Genomic DNA, 16,162 nt, shown 5'->3' with positions numbered 1-16,162 from the left:
TAAAATGGGAGGATGGAAGCTATGGATATGTTGTATTGGCTGTTGATTGCAGCGGTTTTTATCATTGCCTTTATCGGGCTGGTGTATCCTGTTATTCCGAGCGTAGTATTTATTGTTGCCGGATTTGTATTGTACGGATTTTTATTTTCATTCAGTCCGTATTCTTATATGTTCTGGCTTGTTGAGGCAGTTTTTGCCGCAGTATTATTCGCAGCAGATTACGTGTCGAATCTGCTTGGAGTAAAAAGGTTCGGAGGAAGCAAAGCTGCCATATGGGGAAGCACGATCGGTTTATTAATCGGGCCTTTTGTCATTCCGGTTGCAGGGATCATATTGGGGCCGTTTATCGGGGCTGTTTGCGCAGAACTTATCGTTCATCAGAAGGACTTAAAGTCAGCGTTTAAAATTGGCCTCGGCTCACTCATTGGTTTTTTAACAGGGGTTATTGCAAAGGGCATCATACAGCTTTTGATGATCGGATACTTTTTATGGACGGTCCTATAAGAAATGCTGGCGGCAGGTTTAATGGGGCAGATTATCGGTTAAAGTGAAATATGTCGCTGAAATGAGCCAAATCGTGAGCTTTTTCATTGATTACAAAGCATTCTTTTGTTACATTGAATGAAGAAAGGCTCGCTGTGAAGCGGCATTTCAGTACATATATACTAAGGAGGAATTATCATGGCTTACGAACTTCCAGAATTACCTTATGCGTACGATGCTTTAGAACCGCATATCGACAAGGAAACTATGACTATTCACCATACGAAACACCACAACACATACGTGACAAATTTAAACAAAGCGGTTGAAGGAAACACTGCTCTTGCCAACAAATCAGTTGAAGAGCTTGTTGCAGATCTTGATTCTGTTCCTGAAAACATCCGCACTGCAGTCCGCAACAACGGCGGCGGACACGCGAACCACAAATTATTCTGGACACTTTTATCTCCAAACGGCGGAGGCGAACCGACTGGCGCGCTTGCTGAAGAGATCAACAGTGTATTTGGAAGCTTTGACAAATTCAAAGAGCAATTCGCAGCAGCAGCAGCTGGACGCTTCGGTTCTGGCTGGGCATGGCTTGTTGTGAACAACGGGAAACTTGAAATCACAAGCACGCCAAATCAAGATTCTCCGCTTTCAGAAGGCAAAACGCCTATCTTAGGTCTTGACGTTTGGGAGCATGCTTACTACCTTAACTATCAAAACCGCCGTCCTGATTACATTTCAGCTTTCTGGAATGTTGTAAACTGGGACGAAGTGGCTCGTCTATACAGCGAAGCAAAATAATGGCACAAACAAGGTCCTCATTATGGGACCTTGTTTTTTTATGTCTTCTTTTTACATATCTCGGTTTGAGTGAGACAGACTAAGGGATAGTAAAGGGGAGTCAGTAATGAGCAAACTAAAAAAAGTGATAGGCGATGTAGACGTAAACAAAGGGTTACTCTTTCTGCTGACCATTGGCGGGCTTTACTCGCTGGGAATTGCACTGTCCAATACATTTGTTAATGTGTATCTTTGGAAGCAGTCAGGGAAATTTATTGATTTGGCGATATATAATTTATCCATTGTGACAATGCAGCCGATAACCTTTTATTTGGCTGGACGGTTAGCCAAAAAAATAGACAGGGTATTCATTTTAAGGTTCGGCGTCATTTTTTTAGCTGCCTTTTATTTAAGTGTGCTTTTAGCCGGAGAAACGGCGGCCAGCCGTCTCGTGCTAATCGGCGCGGTGCTCGGAGTTGGCTATGGCTTTTATTGGCTAGCGTTTAACGTGCTGACCTTTGAAATAACAGAGCCGGATACACGAGACTTTTTCAACGGGTTTATGGGCATTCTGTCTTCCTCTGCAGGAATGATCGGCCCGATTGTAGCCGGATTCGTGATCTCAAGGCTTGAAAATAATACGGGTTATACAGTGATTTTCAGTCTCTCCCTCAGTTTATTTGCCCTGGCTGTCGTGATGAGCTTTTTCTTAAAACGGAGAGAATCAAAGGGCCGTTTTATGCTGAGCAAAGTATTTGGAGAGCGCCATAGCAATATGAATTGGCGGAGAATCACGAATGCGCATTTTTTTCAGGGTTTGAGAGAAGGGATTTTTGTCTTTTTAATCAGTGTGTTTGTATTTATTGAGACAAACAGCGAACTTGCTCTCGGTACATTCGGTCTTGTCAATTCAGCTGTTTCCTTCTTTGCCTACTACTTTGCATCCAGGCTGATTAAGAAAAAGGCGAGAAAAAAATCGATTTTGCTGGGCGGACTTATTTTGTATGGCGCGCTGTTTTTGATTCTGTTCCATATGAGCTTTTCGACATTATTAACGTATGGCGTTTTTATTGCCATCGGCTATCCTCTGTTGCTTGTGCCATATGTATCACTTACATATGATGTGATAGGGCGCGCGAGGCATGCCAGAAAAGCAAGAATTGAATATATCGTGCTTAGAGAAATGTTCTTGAACGCCGGCAGAATTGTTTCCATTTTGTGCTTTCTCCTGATTGTGGCCCTTCTGAAAGAGGATGTGGGAATTCCTTTGTCACTTGCGATATTGGGTATAGGACATCCTTTGATTTATTACTTTGTCAAGGATATCCGTTTTAAGGAGAAAGAAGGGGAAAATGAAACCATGGAAGAAGATGGCCAAAAACGGGTAACAGAACCGACCCTGTTAAAAGGCGAGAGATAATTTTTTTGCCAAAAAGGGGTTATCTGTAGAAAAAAGTCGAAAAAACCTTTAAAATGAAAACTGGCACTCTTACTTGAGTGTCTTTTCTTTCTGTAAATAGAAAAGGTGATGTTATGAGGAGAAATAAACCAAAAAAGCAAAATCATAAAGAGAAAAAGAAGTCGCTTCCGATCCGGCTGAATATTTTATTTTTAGCTGCCTTTGTTATATTCACCTGGATTATTGTGGAACTGGGCATCAAGCAGATCGTGCAAGGCGATGATTACAAAAACCAAGCGAATAAGCAGGAACAAAGTGAAGTCAGCTCAGCGGTACCACGCGGGAAAATTTATGATCGAAACTTTAATGCCATTGTGACAAATAAGGCTTTAAATGCAATCACATACACGAGATCTAAATCGACCACGCAAGAACAGCGCTTAAAGATCGCAAAAAAGCTGTCTGACATGATCAAAGTCGATACAAAAAAAGTAACAGAACGGGATAAAAAAGATTATTGGATTTTGACTAGACCGAAAGAAGCGAAAAAGCTCATTAGCTCTAAAGAAAGACAGCAGGTTGAAGACAAAAAAATATCCGATGACGATTTATACCAGCTTCAGCTAAAACGGATTACTGATAAGCAGCTGAATGAATTGACGGATAAAGATATGCAGATCCTTGCTATCAAAAGACAGATGGATTCGGGCTATGCATTGACCCCTCAATATATCAAAAACGAAGATGTATCAGCGAAGGAAATGGCAGTGGTAAGTGAACATTTAGACGAACTGCCAGGTGTTGATGTCACGTCCGATTGGGAACGTGAATATCCTTATAAAAACCTTCTTCGCTCAGTGCTCGGAAGTGTTTCCAGCTCTAATGAAGGATTGCCGTCCAACTTGCTCGACCATTATCTGTCGCTTGGCTACAGCCGAAATGACAGGGTCGGAAAAAGTTATCTGGAATACCAATACGAAAGCCTTCTGCAGGGCCAAAAAGCCAAAGTCGAAAATATCACAGATTCAAACGGCAATGTCACGGGAACGAAAACCGTTTCTGAAGGTAAAGCCGGTAAAGATCTCGTCCTTACGATTGACATTGATTTGCAAAAAGAAGTGGAAAAAATCATTGAGAAGAACCTCAAATCTGCTAAAGCAAGACCAAGCACGCAATTGTTAGACAGGGCATTCGTTGTCATGATGGACCCAAGAAACGGTGAAGTGCTTTCAATGGCGGGCAAGCAGATTAAACAAGAAAATGGGAAATATAAAATTGATGATTACGCTTTAGGTACAATGACGTCATCTTACGCCATGGGTTCAGCAGTCAAAGGGGCAACAGTCTTGACAGGCCTTCAAACCGGTGCCATCAACCTGAATACAGTTTTTCAGGATGAACCATTGTATATCGGTCAGGATAAAAATGGTAAAAAATCCTGGACTACTTTAGGACCTGTTAACATTCAAAGAGCCTTAGAGCAGTCTTCTAACGTATTTATGTTTAAAACAGCGATCGCGCTCGGAAAAGGTGAATATAAACCGCACCAAGCTTTACCGATTGATACGACGGCCTTTGATACGTTCCGTAATTATTTCAGCCAATTTGGATTAGGTGTCAAAACTGGAATTGATCTTCCGAATGAAATGACAGGCTATAAAGGAACAGACAGATTGACGGGATTCTTGCTTGACTATGCGATCGGGCAATACGACACGTATACACCGCTGGAACTTGCGCAATACGTATCAACGATTGCAAACGGCGGATATCGCTTAAAGCCTCAGCTTGTAAAGGAAGTCAGAGAACCTGATGCTAAAAGAGGGATCGGTGCTGTCGTGCAATCCGTTCAGCCGGAAGTGCTGAATAAAATCGACATGAAGAGTGAATACATTAAAGAGGTTCAGGCCGGATTCAGACGGGTGATGACAAAAGGGACAGCTGCCAGCCAATTTGCTTCAGCGTCATATCAGCCTGCTGGTAAAACAGGAACAGCACAATCGTTCTATGATGGACCTGATAAATCAAAAACAGGAACAGCGACTTATAATACGACACTTGTTGCCTATGCACCGGCTGATAATCCTGAGATTGCGATCTCTGTAGTAGTCCCTTGGGCTTATATTGATTACAGCGCTAAATATACCATTACAAACGAAATCGGCAGGGAAGTAATGGATAAATATTTTGAGCTGAAATCGAAGCAGGACAAAGAAGATACTCAGCAAAAGAATAAAGACAAAATTGAAGAAAATGCAGAAAACACAACGTCTTCTGATAACTAAAAAGAAACGCTCACATGATGTGGGCGTTTTTTTATACAAAAAAACGCACTGATTTACAAAACCTTTACATTCGGTTCAAACCCTTTTTACATAGAACCTTTACTCTATACGTGTAGGACAAATTACACATTATACGCAGGGGGAATTCAGGAAATGAAAAAAAACAAATTGGTGCTTATGCTTCTGATGGCTGCTTTTATGATGATTGCAGCTGCATGCGGAAATGCAGGAGAAAGTAAAAAATCGAATAGCGATTCTGCAAAAGGAGAAGAAAAGGCATCAGGTTCTTTAACCATTTCTGGTTCATCGGCAATGCAGCCACTAGTACTTGCAGCCGCGGAAAAATTTATGGAAGAAAACCCTGATGCTGATATACAGGTACAAGCTGGCGGTTCTGGAACAGGGCTTTCTCAAGTCTCTGAAGGAGCTGTTCAGATCGGGAATTCAGACGTTTTTGCTGAAGAAAAAGAAGGCATCGATGCAAAAGCGCTTGTCGATCATCAAGTCGCTGTAGTTGGTATGGCAGCAGCTGTAAACCCTGATGCTGGTGTAAAGGATATTTCAAAAGATGAATTGAAAAAAATCTTCACTGGCAAAATCAAAAACTGGAAAGAGCTCGGCGGCAAAGACCAAAAGATTACACTTGTAAACCGTCCTGATTCTTCTGGCACACGTGCTACATTTGTGAAATATGCGCTTGACGGAGCGGAGCCTGCAGAAGGCATTACTGAAGATTCCTCCAACACGGTGAAAAAGATCATTGCTGATACTCCGGGAGCGATTGGATATCTTGCATTCTCATATTTAACAGATGACAAAGTAACTGCTCTATCTATTGACGGTGTTAAACCTGAAGCGAAAAATGTAGCAACTGGCGAGTATCCGATTTGGGCTTATCAGCATTCTTATACAAAAGGTGAAGCGACAGGTTTAGCTAAAGAATTTCTTGATTATCTAAAGAGTGAAGACATTCAAAAAAGCATTGTTACTGACCAAGGCTACATTCCGGTTACTGATATGAAAGTGACACGCGATGCCAAAGGGAAGCAAAGCTGATCTTAATAAAAAGAGGAGTGCGGGGACAACCGTTTCTCCTCTTAACACATTCATAGGAGTGTAAAACAATGATAAACAATAGAGAAAATATGTCTGTGAGCGAGCGTTTAATCAGCTCAAGGCAAAATCGGCAATTGGATGAAGTTCGGGGAAGAATGATTGTGACAGCATGTGCGCTGATTATGATTGCGGCATCTGTTGCGATCACCATTTTCCTCGGCGTGAAGGGGCTGCAATCTTTTCTTGTAAATGGTGTAAGCCCAATTGAATTCTTAACGAGCTTAAATTGGAATCCTACAGATAGTGATCCGAAATACGGAGTGCTGCCATTTATTTTTGGCTCATTTGCAGTAACGATTCTTTCTGCTCTAATCGCTGCGCCGCTTGGCATTGCAGGTGCGATTTTTATGACAGAGATTGCCCCGAATTGGGGAAAGAAAGTGCTGCAGCCGGTGATTGAGCTTTTAGTCGGTATTCCATCTGTTGTTTATGGATTCATAGGTCTTACAGTATTGGTGCCGTTTATCGCCCATTTCAAATCGAGCGGAACAGGGCACAGTTTATTGGCGGGAACGATTGTCCTTTCCGTCATGATTCTCCCGACGATCACATCGATTTCTGCTGATGCAATGGCTTCTCTTCCGAAGAGTTTACGAGAGGGTTCTTACGCGCTTGGTGCCACAAGATGGCAGACGATCAGAAAAGTACTTGTGCCTGCGGCTTTTCCAACATTGATGACAGCTGTTGTGTTAGGCATGGCTCGGGCGTTCGGTGAAGCTTTGGCTGTTCAGATGGTCATTGGAAATACAAGAGTATTGCCGGAAAGCCTGTTTGACACTGCGGGAACGCTGACAACGATCATCACGCTGAATATGGGCCACACCACATACGGAAGTGTTGAAAACAATACGCTGTGGTCAATGGGGCTTGTGCTTCTGGTGATGTCATTCTTGTTCATCCTGCTTATTCGCTACTTGTCATCTAGGAGGAAAGTGTAATGAACCGCAAAATAACAGATAAACTGGCGACCGGAATGTTTGGTTTGTGTGCAGCCATTATCGCTGCCATTTTAGTAGGTTTGTTTTCCTATATTATTATAAACGGTGTTTCTCAGCTCAGTTTTCAATTTATTACAACAAAATCGAGCGCCATTGCAGCTGGAGGAGGCATACGAGATCAGCTGTTTAACTCCTTTTATATTTTGTTTATTACAATGCTGATTACAATCCCGCTCGGTGTGGGCGGCGGAGTCTTCATGGCTGAATACGCGCCTAATAACAAAGTAACTGACTTCATCAGAACATGTATAGAGGTGCTTTCATCTCTTCCGTCTATTGTCATTGGGATGTTTGGATTATTGATGTTTGTCAACTTAACAGGCTGGGGATATACGATCATAGGCGGAGCGCTTGCGTTAACTGTTTTTAACCTTCCTGTCATGGTGCGTGTGACAGAAGACGCGATCCGTTCAGTCCCTAAAGATCTGAAGGAAGCCTCTCTCGCTTTAGGTGTATCACGCTGGCATACCGTAAAAACAGTTTTAATTCCAAGTGCGATTCCTTCTATCATCACAGGAGCAATTTTAGCGTCAGGAAGGGTGTTCGGGGAAGCGGCCGCATTATTATTTACGGCAGGCCTGACAACACCGCGTCTTAATTTTACGGAGTGGAACCCGTTTTCGGAAACATCACCGCTTAATATTTTCAGGCCCGCTGAAACACTTGCGGTCCACATTTGGAACGTCAATACACAAGGAATGATTCCGGATGCTGAAGCGATTGCCAACGGTGGTTCTGCCGTGCTGGTGATTTCTGTTCTTGTGTTTAATCTCGCGGCGAGATGGCTTGGCACGATGATCTACAAAAAGCTTACGGCAAATTAGAACGGAAAGAGGCGAAAAACATGTCTGAACAAATGGTAAAAGAAAAACCTGAGCGAGCTGTTATTGTTCCGAAGCAGAATCACGTGCTTGAGGTCAAAGATCTGTCTATTTTTTACGGAAATAAACAAGCCGTTCATCATGTAAACATGGATATTGAAAAAAATGCGGTGACTGCTTTAATTGGGCCGTCGGGATGCGGAAAATCTACTTTTTTGAGAAATATTAACCGAATGAACGATTTAATTCCATCTGCAAGAGCGGAAGGTGAAATCCTTTATGAAGGATTAAATATATTGGGCGGCAATATTAACGTTGTCAGCTTGAGAAGAGAAATCGGAATGGTTTTTCAAAAACCAAATCCATTTCCGAAATCGATCTATGCGAATATCACACATGCATTGAAATATGCCGGAGAGCGGAATAAAGCTGTTTTAGATGAAATTGTGGAAGAAAGTTTAACAAAAGCGGCCCTCTGGGATGAGGTGAAGGATCGTTTACATTCATCCGCACTCTCGTTATCCGGCGGCCAGCAGCAGCGTTTATGCATCGCGAGAACACTTGCGATGAAGCCGGCTGTTCTTCTGCTTGATGAACCAGCTTCAGCGCTTGATCCGATTTCAAATGCGAAAATAGAGGAATTAATTACAGGATTGAAAAGAGAATACTCAATTATTATTGTCACGCACAATATGCAGCAGGCTCTGCGGGTTTCTGACCGGACGGCATTCTTTTTAAACGGCGAGCTTGTAGAATACGGACAGACCGAACAGATTTTCACGAGTCCGAAAAAGCAAAAGACAGAGGATTATATTAACGGGAAATTCGGATAGGAGGGCGGCAATGAGTATTGCTACCGAAGCTGTAATGAAACAGGAAGTCTATCAAGTCAATGGAATGAACTTATGGTATGGACAGCATCATGCTTTAAAAAATATCAATTTGAGCATTTATGAAAATGAGGTTACGGCGATTATCGGTCCATCCGGATGCGGGAAATCGACCTTTATCAAGACATTGAATTTAATGATTCAAATGACGCCAAATGTAAAGCTTGCAGGTGAGCTGAACTATAATGGCAGCAATATTTTAAAGGATAAAGTGGACATCGTGGATTTACGGAAAAATATCGGCATGGTATTCCAAAAAGGGAATCCGTTTCCGCAATCTATTTTTGATAATGTGGCTTACGGACCGAGAGTCCACGGCACCAAAAATAAGAAGAAGCTTCAGGAAATTGTGGAAAAGTCATTAAAAGACGTGGCGTTATGGGATGAGGTGAAGGATCGATTGCATACGTCCGCTCTTTCGCTGTCAGGGGGCCAGCAGCAGCGTCTTTGCATCGCCAGAGCACTTGCGACCAATCCTGATATTTTGCTGATGGATGAACCGACATCTGCACTAGATCCAATCTCAACGAGAAAAATTGAAGAACTCATTCTAGAGCTGAAAAATAAATATACAATTGTCATTGTCACGCATAACATGCAGCAGGCAGCAAGGGTTTCTGATCAAACCGCCTTTTTCTACATGGGCGAGCTTGTTGAATGCGACAATACGAATAAAATGTTCTCTAACCCGAAGGACCAAAGAACGCTCGATTACATTTCAGGAAAGTTTGGATGAAAAAAACAGGCTGAGTCAGCCTGTTTTTTTATCGTGTTAACGTTTTTACGATCTTTTTGAAACTCATGTCTGATTTTACTTTAAACTCGCCGGCACGAATTTCTTTGTGATAGCCGGCATCAATGACATAGTCATTAAAGTCTTGAGCCGAAGAGATAATGCCCTCTTTTTCAAGAATAGCAGATACATCCGCCGTGCTCATGCCGTCTTTAATGGTGAGCTTGTAGGTTTTGACTTTGTCTGATTTCGTGTCTGAGCCGCTGTCATTGTTTAAGGATTTCTCTTTTGAATCGAGAAGTTTTTGATATTCATCACGGTTGACAGAAACCAATTTTTTAGAATCAAGATAATTGTTCACGTCTTGTTCGGTTACTGTTTTATTTTCTTTTACAGCAGCGGCCTGGTCTTCGTCAGTCAGATAAAAAACAGCTGCAAGAACGGCTGTCGCTAAAATGATGCCGCCAGCAAATGCCTGAATGCCCCGTTTTGTCATACGAGCACCTTCTCATTATCTTTGATAATCGTATTCACGTCTTCCACTGATACATGCTCAGCTTTAGCAATCGCTTCAGCCGACATACCGTTATTATATTTAGAAAGTATTTGTTTAGCGATTTTTTGATTGATATCGTTCTGCTTTGATTTGCGAATGACAAGGTTTGTTTCCAGTAATTCTTCCTCAAGCACTGTCATTTTCTTTTTGAGCTTGTAAATTTCCTGCATCGCAGAAAGCTGCAGTGTTTCGAGCTCCTGTTCTACATCTTTCATCGGGTCTCTTTGAGAATATGAGAATGCAATTAGCGCTATACTGACGATAAACAACGCAATAATAGCAATTTCCACGTTTCATCACCTTCTATTCTTTTTTTATCCTTCTTTTTTATACCATAAAACCAATAGTTTCTAAAGGAATTCGCGAAAAAAACGAGATTTTGTCGAGAAATCTTTCTTTGCTTCTTCTTTATGTAATGGTTTAATAGGAACACGAAGTGAACGATTGGAAAGGAGAATGTTAGGAGTCCATGGATAAACACCCATTTCCCTATAATATACGACATAAGCTTTCCTTTTTTAGGGACACATTCGACATGATCATTCAAAACGCTCACACCCTGACCGTAACCTGGGAAATCTCAGAAGAAACAATGCGGCTGGCTGAAGCGGTCCTTTTCGAAAAAACGCAGGATATGATAAAAGAATTGCGCATTGTCATCAAAAGAAAAGACATTGAAGCTGTCAGTACAAAACGCATAACGTATGATAAAGGCGAATGGACGATTAGACAGGCGGCTGGTGATGCTGTATATCGGGCTGAATACAGAATTGTGAATTCAATGAATGTCTCTCTCAAGCTTGCCGATACAGACGACATCTACCTTGATGAAAATGGGATTCGTCATATAAACAGTTTTCAGATTGAGGAAGCGCACACCAGTTGGGAGGCGCAATTTTCTGCATACACCTGTTATGGGAGAGGGGAAAAAGAACGGTGAACATTCTCATGCTTTCACCCGAACATCCCGATGAGCCGAAAAGCGGGCTCGGTGTCCATTTAAACCGCCTCATTTCCTATTTAAAGCCTCATATCAACATTACAGTTTGTACTCCGAGCGGGCAGCTGTTTTCGTATGCGAAGTTTGAAGATTACATAGCTGATGCTAGCTTTACAATGGTTCGCCATGTGTTATCACACAATAAACGCTTTGATCTGATTCATGCCCATGATGACACAACTGCCCCTGCCGCCCAGTATTTGAAACAACGGCTTGGCCTTCCGCTTGCTGCGACAATCCACGGTCTTGAAAGCGAAAGGAAGAAGGTGTGCCGAGAAGCCCCACACCAATACAGGCTCAAGACCGAACGGCTCCTTATAGAATCCGCTGATGCATTGATCGTATTAAGCACATTTATGAAGCGGTCTCTTGATAAGGCGGCACATAAGAAAATAACCGTTATCCCGAGTCCTGCATCTATGGAGAAAGAGAAGGGGAAAATCCCAAGAAGCATGAATAGAAGATTCCTCTTTTCATATGGAAGGTTTGTTCCGGAAAAAGGATTTTCGCAGCTGTTAAAGGTGTTTGCCATCTTGAAGCAGCGTCAGCCAGACCTCTATCTAGTGCTGGCTGGGGAGGGGCCGTCTCTGTCCTGCTATGAGAAATTGGCTGCGGCATATAACCTGAAGGATCGCGTCATGTTCCTGCCGTTTCTCAATAGGAAAGACATCAGAACGTTACTGTCTCAATGTGAAATGGCTGTTTTCCCTAGTTCTTATGAACCGTTTGGGCTTGCCGCGCAAGAAAGCATGGAACAAGGTGTGCTGACTGTCGTTTCTCAGTCGGGTGGTTTTTGTGATTATGCCGTTCATGACAAAACGGCAATCATCGCTGATTTTACGCTCGTACAGGAAGCGGCTGATCTGCTGGACAGTTTTTTAAAAGACCGGGAAAAAGCCCGCCGGATAAAAGAAGCTGGCAGACAACAAGTGTTCAAGCTCCACCACCCCCGACTCATTATGTCATCATATTTGCAGCTTTATGAGCGTATCTTCAATAATTCAGCAATTCATTGAAAAACAGCCTAGCATTCCGTCCATTATAGTGGTATTATATATAAGTCTGAATAAGTAAATGATTTTAGTTTGGAGGGAAAATAATGCGCGTTAATATTACTTTGGCTTGCACTGAATGTGGTGAGCGTAACTATATTTCTAAAAAGAACAAACGCAACAATCCAGACCGCGTTGAATTTAAAAAATATTGCCCACGTGATAAAAAATCTACGTTACACCGTGAAACAAAATAACAGCTTTGCTGTTTTTGAGGTGTAAGAAAAAAGCCAGAGCTTTGAAAAAGGTTCTGGCTTTTTTTCTATTCCGAGGGGGATGAGAGATGAAATCACAATTAAGAAAAAAGACAATGCAGGCACTGTCTGCTTTATCAAGTGATGATCTGCTTCAAAAAACGGAACGTATGTATAAGTACTTGTTTTCTCTGCCGGAGTGGCAAAATGCCGGCACCATTGCGGTCACCATCTCCAGAGGATTAGAGATACCGACGCGTCCTGTCATTGAGCAGGCTTGGGAAGAAGGGAAACAAGTTTGCATCCCAAAATGCCATCCGGACACGAAGAAAATGCAATTTCGCACATATCAGACTGATGATCAGCTCGAAACCGTGTACGCCGGACTGCTCGAGCCGGTAATTGAAAAAACAAAAGAAGTAAACCCATCACAAATTGACTTGATGATCGTTCCAGGTGTTTGTTTTGATGTTAACGGGTTTAGGATCGGCTTTGGAGGCGGCTATTATGATCGCTATTTAAGTGAATATGAAGGGAAGACAGTCTCTTTGCTTTTGGAGTGCCAGTTGTTTGGGCACGTACCCCGTCTGCCGCATGACATCCCGGTACATAAGCTGATAACAGAGGATCGGATTATTTCTTGTTTTTCATAACTTTCCTGTCCCTTATTCGAGAATAAATAAGGTAGAATAACAAACCCTATTGGCAGGAGGGATATCATGAAAAAACTTTTGATATATGCCATTTTCGCGGTTTCTGCCGTCATGTTTTATCAAAATCGCTACCGTCTTATGAATACTGTACTCAGCCAGCCAGGAATCAGGCGGTCTTTTATCCATTTGTTTTTAAGAATTCCATTTATCCGCAATAAGTTTATACAGCAAGCTTTCTAAAATCCCGTGAAAAACGGGATTTTTTGCTTTCAGTAGGCGTTTCGGAGCGCCAGCTGTTATAATGAAAAAAAACTATTGGAGCGGTAAACATGTTTTTGCTGGAGTATACATATTGGAAAATTGCGGCGCACCTGGTGAATAGCGGGTATGGCGTCATACAAGCCGGTGAGTCAGATGAAATATGGCTGGAAGCGCCGGACAAGTCCTCTCATGATCTAGTTCGTCTTTATAAGCACGATCTTGATTTCCGTCAAGAAATGGTTAGAGACATCGAAGAGCAGGCCGAACGAGTAGAACGAGTCAGACATCAATTGGGCAGACGAAGGATGAAGTTGCTGAACGTGTTTTTTTCAACGGAAGCCCCAGTTGATGACTGGGAAGAGATTGCAAAAAAAACTTTTGAGAAGGGAACTGTGTCAGTTGAGCCGGCGATCGTTAGAGGAACGATGCTTCGAGATGATCTTCAAGCGGTTTTTCCATCATTTCGTACAGAAGATTGTTCAGAGGAACACGCTTCGTTTGAAAACGCGCAAATGGCGCAAGAACGCTTCCTTTCGCTAGTGCTGAAACAAGAAGAACAGAGAAAAACTGAAGCGGCGGTTTTTCAAAACGGAAAACCGACTTTTACATATTTATTTATTGCGCTTCAGATCCTGATGTTTTTCTTGCTCGAAATAAACGGAGGCAGCACTAATACGGAGACACTGGTGGCTTTTGGAGCAAAAGAAAACAGCCTGATTGCACAAGGAGAATGGTGGCGGCTTCTGACACCGATCGTGCTTCACATCGGCATAGCGCATTTAGCTTTTAATACGCTGGCTTTATGGTCGGTTGGTACAGCGGTTGAGCGGATGTATGGATCGGGCCGGTTTTTGCTGATTTATCTGGCTGCTGGCATTACGGGTTCGATTGCGAGTTTTGTGTTCAGCCCGTATCCTTCGGCAGGGGCATCAGGAGCCATATTCGGATGCTTAGGTGCATTACTGTATGTTGCTTTGTCTAATCGAAAAATGTTTTTAAGAACCATAGGAACCAATATTATTGTCATTATTATCATCAATCTGGGCTTTGGTTTTGCGGTTTCGAATATTGATAATTCAGGACATATCGGCGGCTTGATTGGCGGCTTTTTCGCTGCAGCAGCACTGGGGTTGCCCAAAGCCGGAGCCTTTGGAAAAAGATTGTTGTCAGCGGTTTTGCTGATTGCTTTGGCTGTTGGATTTTTATATTACGGATTGCATTCGCCTTCACACCAGGAGTCAGCGCTGGTTCAGCAGGCAAGCGAGCTGTATCAGGAAGGAAAGTATGAAGAAGTAACAGAATTGCTGAACGGAGAAGCAGCGCAAAAAGATGCCTCTGCCGATCTTTTGAAAATTCTTGCTGTTTCTGATATTCAAATCGGCGAATATGATCAGGCGGTTTCCCTTTTGGAACGAGCAGTGAAAAAAGAACCTAAAGACCATGCTTCCTATTACAATTTAGCGTTATTGTATGCGGAAAAAAATGAGCTTGCACAAGCAGAAAAGGCCATCCAGACGGCTGTGAAACTGAAGCCGAAGGAGCAGCGCTACAAGGAGCTGCAGCGGCAAATTGAAAACAATAAAGAATCATAGAGGTGGAATATGGAAAGGAAGCTGGCTTTTTTGTCAGCGTTTTCTTCTTGACTGACCGCTTCCTTATGAATACGCTTATGATAGTTAAGTTCAAGAAATGGTGAGGAAAATGAATACATTTTATGATGTGCAGCAGCTGTTAAAAACGTTTGGCCACATTGTTTATTTTGGAGACAGAGAGCTTGAAATTGAGTTTATGCTGGATGAATTAAAGGAATTATACATGAACCACATGATTGAAAAGGAGCAGTGGGCCAGAGCGGCAGCTGTCCTTCGAAAAGAATTGGAACAAACAAAAAACGGAAGAGATTTTTATAAAGGCTAAGGTGATAAAAATGGACGAGATATGGTTTGCGGGCATTGACCTGGGAGGAACGACGATTAAACTCGCTTTTATTAATCAATATGGCGAAATTCAGCATAAGTGGGAAGTTCCGACTGATAAAACCGGCGACACGATTACTGTCACAATTGCAAAAACAATCGACAGCAAGCTGGATGAGCTGCAAAAACCGAAGCACATCATCAAATACATCGGAATGGGTGCACCAGGCCCTGTAGATATGGCGGCAGGAGTGGTTTATGAAACAGTAAATCTAGGGTGGAAAAATTATGCTTTGAAAAACCATCTGGAGACAGAAACCGGCATCCCAGCTGTTATAGAAAATGACGCGAATATTGCTGCGCTCGGGGAAATGTGGAAGGGAGCGGGTGATGGCGCAAAAGACGTCATTCTCGTGACGCTTGGCACAGGAGTTGGCGGCGGCATCATTGCAAATGGTGAAATTGTACATGGTATAAATGGCGCCGGCGGAGAAATCGGCCATATTTGCAGCATCCCTGAAGGCGGAGCGCCCTGCAACTGCGGCAAAACGGGCTGTATCGAAACAATTGCGTCAGCAACCGGAATTGTAAGAATTGCAAAAGAAAAAATAGCAAATGCTAAAAAGACGACACGTTTAAAAGCAACCGAACAATTGTCAGCGCGGGATGTGTTTGAAGCGGCGGGTGAAAATGATGAAATTGCCCTTGAGGTGGTTGATTATGTAGCCAAGCATCTTGGTTTGGTGCTCGGAAATTTGGCAAGCTCGCTTAATCCATCCAAAATCGTTCTTGGCGGCGGCGTATCGAGAGCCGGAGAACTGCTGAGATCAAAAGTCGAGAAAACATTCCGCAAATGCGCGTTTCCGCGGGCAGCCCAAGCTGCTGATATTTCAATCGCAGCACTTGGAAATGATGCCGGCGTTATCGGAGGCGCTTGGATCGCTAAAAATGAATGGCTGAAACATCAAAATTGTTAAAATTGTGTAAATGAAATTGATTTTTTGTTGTGCTCAGGTTAA

The 16,162-nt window shown here is 42.7% G+C and carries 19 protein-coding genes; 17 read left to right on the top strand and 2 right to left on the bottom strand.

Translation table 11 applies throughout. The features are described from left to right. Positions 1-21 precede the first annotated feature (21 nt). The 9 genes from MKX71_RS12480 to pstB (MKX71_RS12440) all read left to right on the top strand — a co-directional run bounded on the left by MKX71_RS12480 (position 22) and on the right by pstB (MKX71_RS12440) (position 9,514). Positions 22-504 (top strand): DUF456 domain-containing protein, encoded by a 483-nt coding sequence (locus MKX71_RS12480; protein WP_004398518.1) that lies wholly within the window; start codon positions 22-24, stop codon positions 502-504. Positions 505-681: 177 nt separating this feature from the next. Then, positions 682-1,290, top strand: a complete 609-nt coding sequence (sodA, locus tag MKX71_RS12475; protein WP_004398583.1) for a superoxide dismutase SodA — start codon at positions 682-684, stop codon at positions 1,288-1,290. Positions 1,291-1,396: 106 nt separating this feature from the next. After that, positions 1,397-2,689: an MFS transporter gene (locus MKX71_RS12470; RefSeq protein WP_003230095.1), complete on the top strand. Its 1,293-nt coding sequence runs from the start codon at positions 1,397-1,399 to the stop codon at positions 2,687-2,689. Positions 2,690-2,802: 113 nt separating this feature from the next. Next, positions 2,803-4,953, top strand: a complete 2,151-nt coding sequence (gene pbpA, locus MKX71_RS12465) for a penicillin-binding protein 2A (protein WP_017696170.1) — start codon at positions 2,803-2,805, stop codon at positions 4,951-4,953. Between the two features lie 153 nt (positions 4,954-5,106). After that, entirely contained in the window at positions 5,107-6,009 is a 903-nt protein-coding gene (locus MKX71_RS12460; RefSeq protein WP_015714269.1) for a phosphate ABC transporter substrate-binding protein, read from the top strand. Positions 6,010-6,077: 68 nt separating this feature from the next. Then, positions 6,078-7,007, top strand: a complete 930-nt coding sequence (gene pstC, locus MKX71_RS12455; RefSeq protein ID WP_046160595.1) for a phosphate ABC transporter permease subunit PstC — start codon at positions 6,078-6,080, stop codon at positions 7,005-7,007. Next, the gene (gene pstA, locus MKX71_RS12450; protein WP_003230103.1) at positions 7,007-7,891 is read left to right on the top strand and encodes a phosphate ABC transporter permease PstA; all 885 of its coding nucleotides are present in this window, start codon (positions 7,007-7,009) and stop codon (positions 7,889-7,891) included. The genes pstC and pstA overlap by 1 nt, the downstream gene beginning before the upstream one ends. Before the next feature lie 20 nt (positions 7,892-7,911). Next, the gene (gene pstB / locus MKX71_RS12445) at positions 7,912-8,721 is read left to right on the top strand and encodes a phosphate ABC transporter ATP-binding protein PstB (RefSeq protein WP_015384102.1); all 810 of its coding nucleotides are present in this window, start codon (positions 7,912-7,914) and stop codon (positions 8,719-8,721) included. Positions 8,722-8,731: 10 nt separating this feature from the next. Then, positions 8,732-9,514 (top strand): phosphate ABC transporter ATP-binding protein PstB, encoded by a 783-nt coding sequence (pstB, locus tag MKX71_RS12440; protein ID WP_014480273.1) that lies wholly within the window; start codon positions 8,732-8,734, stop codon positions 9,512-9,514. Between the two features lie 28 nt (positions 9,515-9,542). On the opposite strand, the gene MKX71_RS12435 is transcribed toward pstB (MKX71_RS12440), so the two are convergent. Next, positions 9,543-10,007, bottom strand: a complete 465-nt coding sequence (locus MKX71_RS12435) for an endolytic transglycosylase MltG (RefSeq protein WP_024571927.1) — start codon at positions 10,005-10,007, stop codon at positions 9,543-9,545. After that, complete coding sequence (locus MKX71_RS12430; protein ID WP_003245993.1) at positions 10,004-10,357, bottom strand: hypothetical protein; 354 nt, start codon at positions 10,355-10,357, stop codon at positions 10,004-10,006. The genes MKX71_RS12435 and MKX71_RS12430 overlap by 4 nt, the downstream gene beginning before the upstream one ends. Before the next feature lie 179 nt (positions 10,358-10,536). On the opposite strand from MKX71_RS12430, the gene MKX71_RS12425 reads away from it, so the two are divergent. The 8 genes from MKX71_RS12425 to glcK all read left to right on the top strand — a co-directional run bounded on the left by MKX71_RS12425 (position 10,537) and on the right by glcK (position 16,120). After that, positions 10,537-11,007 (top strand): hypothetical protein, encoded by a 471-nt coding sequence (locus tag MKX71_RS12425; RefSeq protein ID WP_256682878.1) that lies wholly within the window; start codon positions 10,537-10,539, stop codon positions 11,005-11,007. Then, on the top strand, positions 11,004-12,083 hold the full coding sequence (locus tag MKX71_RS12420; RefSeq protein WP_256682877.1) for a glycosyltransferase family 4 protein: 1,080 nt from the start codon (positions 11,004-11,006) through the stop codon (positions 12,081-12,083). Before MKX71_RS12425 ends, MKX71_RS12420 begins: the two co-directional genes overlap by 4 nt. Positions 12,084-12,166: 83 nt before the next feature. After that, positions 12,167-12,316 (top strand): 50S ribosomal protein L33, encoded by a 150-nt coding sequence (rpmG, locus tag MKX71_RS12415; RefSeq protein ID WP_003153056.1) that lies wholly within the window; start codon positions 12,167-12,169, stop codon positions 12,314-12,316. An 86-nt stretch (positions 12,317-12,402) separates the two neighbouring features. Continuing rightward, a complete protein-coding gene (locus MKX71_RS12410) occupies positions 12,403-12,966 on the top strand; it encodes a 5-formyltetrahydrofolate cyclo-ligase (RefSeq protein WP_106073569.1) in 564 nt (187 codons plus the stop codon). 66 nt (positions 12,967-13,032) lie between these two features. Then, complete coding sequence (locus MKX71_RS12405) at positions 13,033-13,206, top strand: hypothetical protein (RefSeq protein WP_003230126.1); 174 nt, start codon at positions 13,033-13,035, stop codon at positions 13,204-13,206. A gap of 89 nt (positions 13,207-13,295) precedes the next feature. Next, positions 13,296-14,819 (top strand): rhomboid protease YqgP, encoded by a 1,524-nt coding sequence (gene yqgP / locus MKX71_RS12400; RefSeq protein WP_256682876.1) that lies wholly within the window; start codon positions 13,296-13,298, stop codon positions 14,817-14,819. A 109-nt stretch (positions 14,820-14,928) separates the two neighbouring features. Continuing rightward, positions 14,929-15,144 carry a YqgQ family protein gene (locus MKX71_RS12395; RefSeq protein WP_004399107.1) on the top strand — a complete coding sequence of 72 codons (216 nt, stop codon included), beginning with the start codon at positions 14,929-14,931 and terminating at the stop codon, positions 15,142-15,144. A gap of 10 nt (positions 15,145-15,154) precedes the next feature. Next, complete coding sequence (glcK, locus tag MKX71_RS12390; protein ID WP_003230132.1) at positions 15,155-16,120, top strand: glucose kinase GlcK; 966 nt, start codon at positions 15,155-15,157, stop codon at positions 16,118-16,120. The last annotated feature ends 42 nt before the right edge of the window (positions 16,121-16,162 follow it).

The organism is Bacillus sp. FSL M8-0071, assembly GCF_037975455.1.
In the GTDB taxonomy this organism is placed as follows: domain Bacteria; phylum Bacillota; class Bacilli; order Bacillales; family Bacillaceae; genus Bacillus; species Bacillus subtilis.
This window is presented reverse-complemented; position numbering and strand designations above follow the sequence as displayed.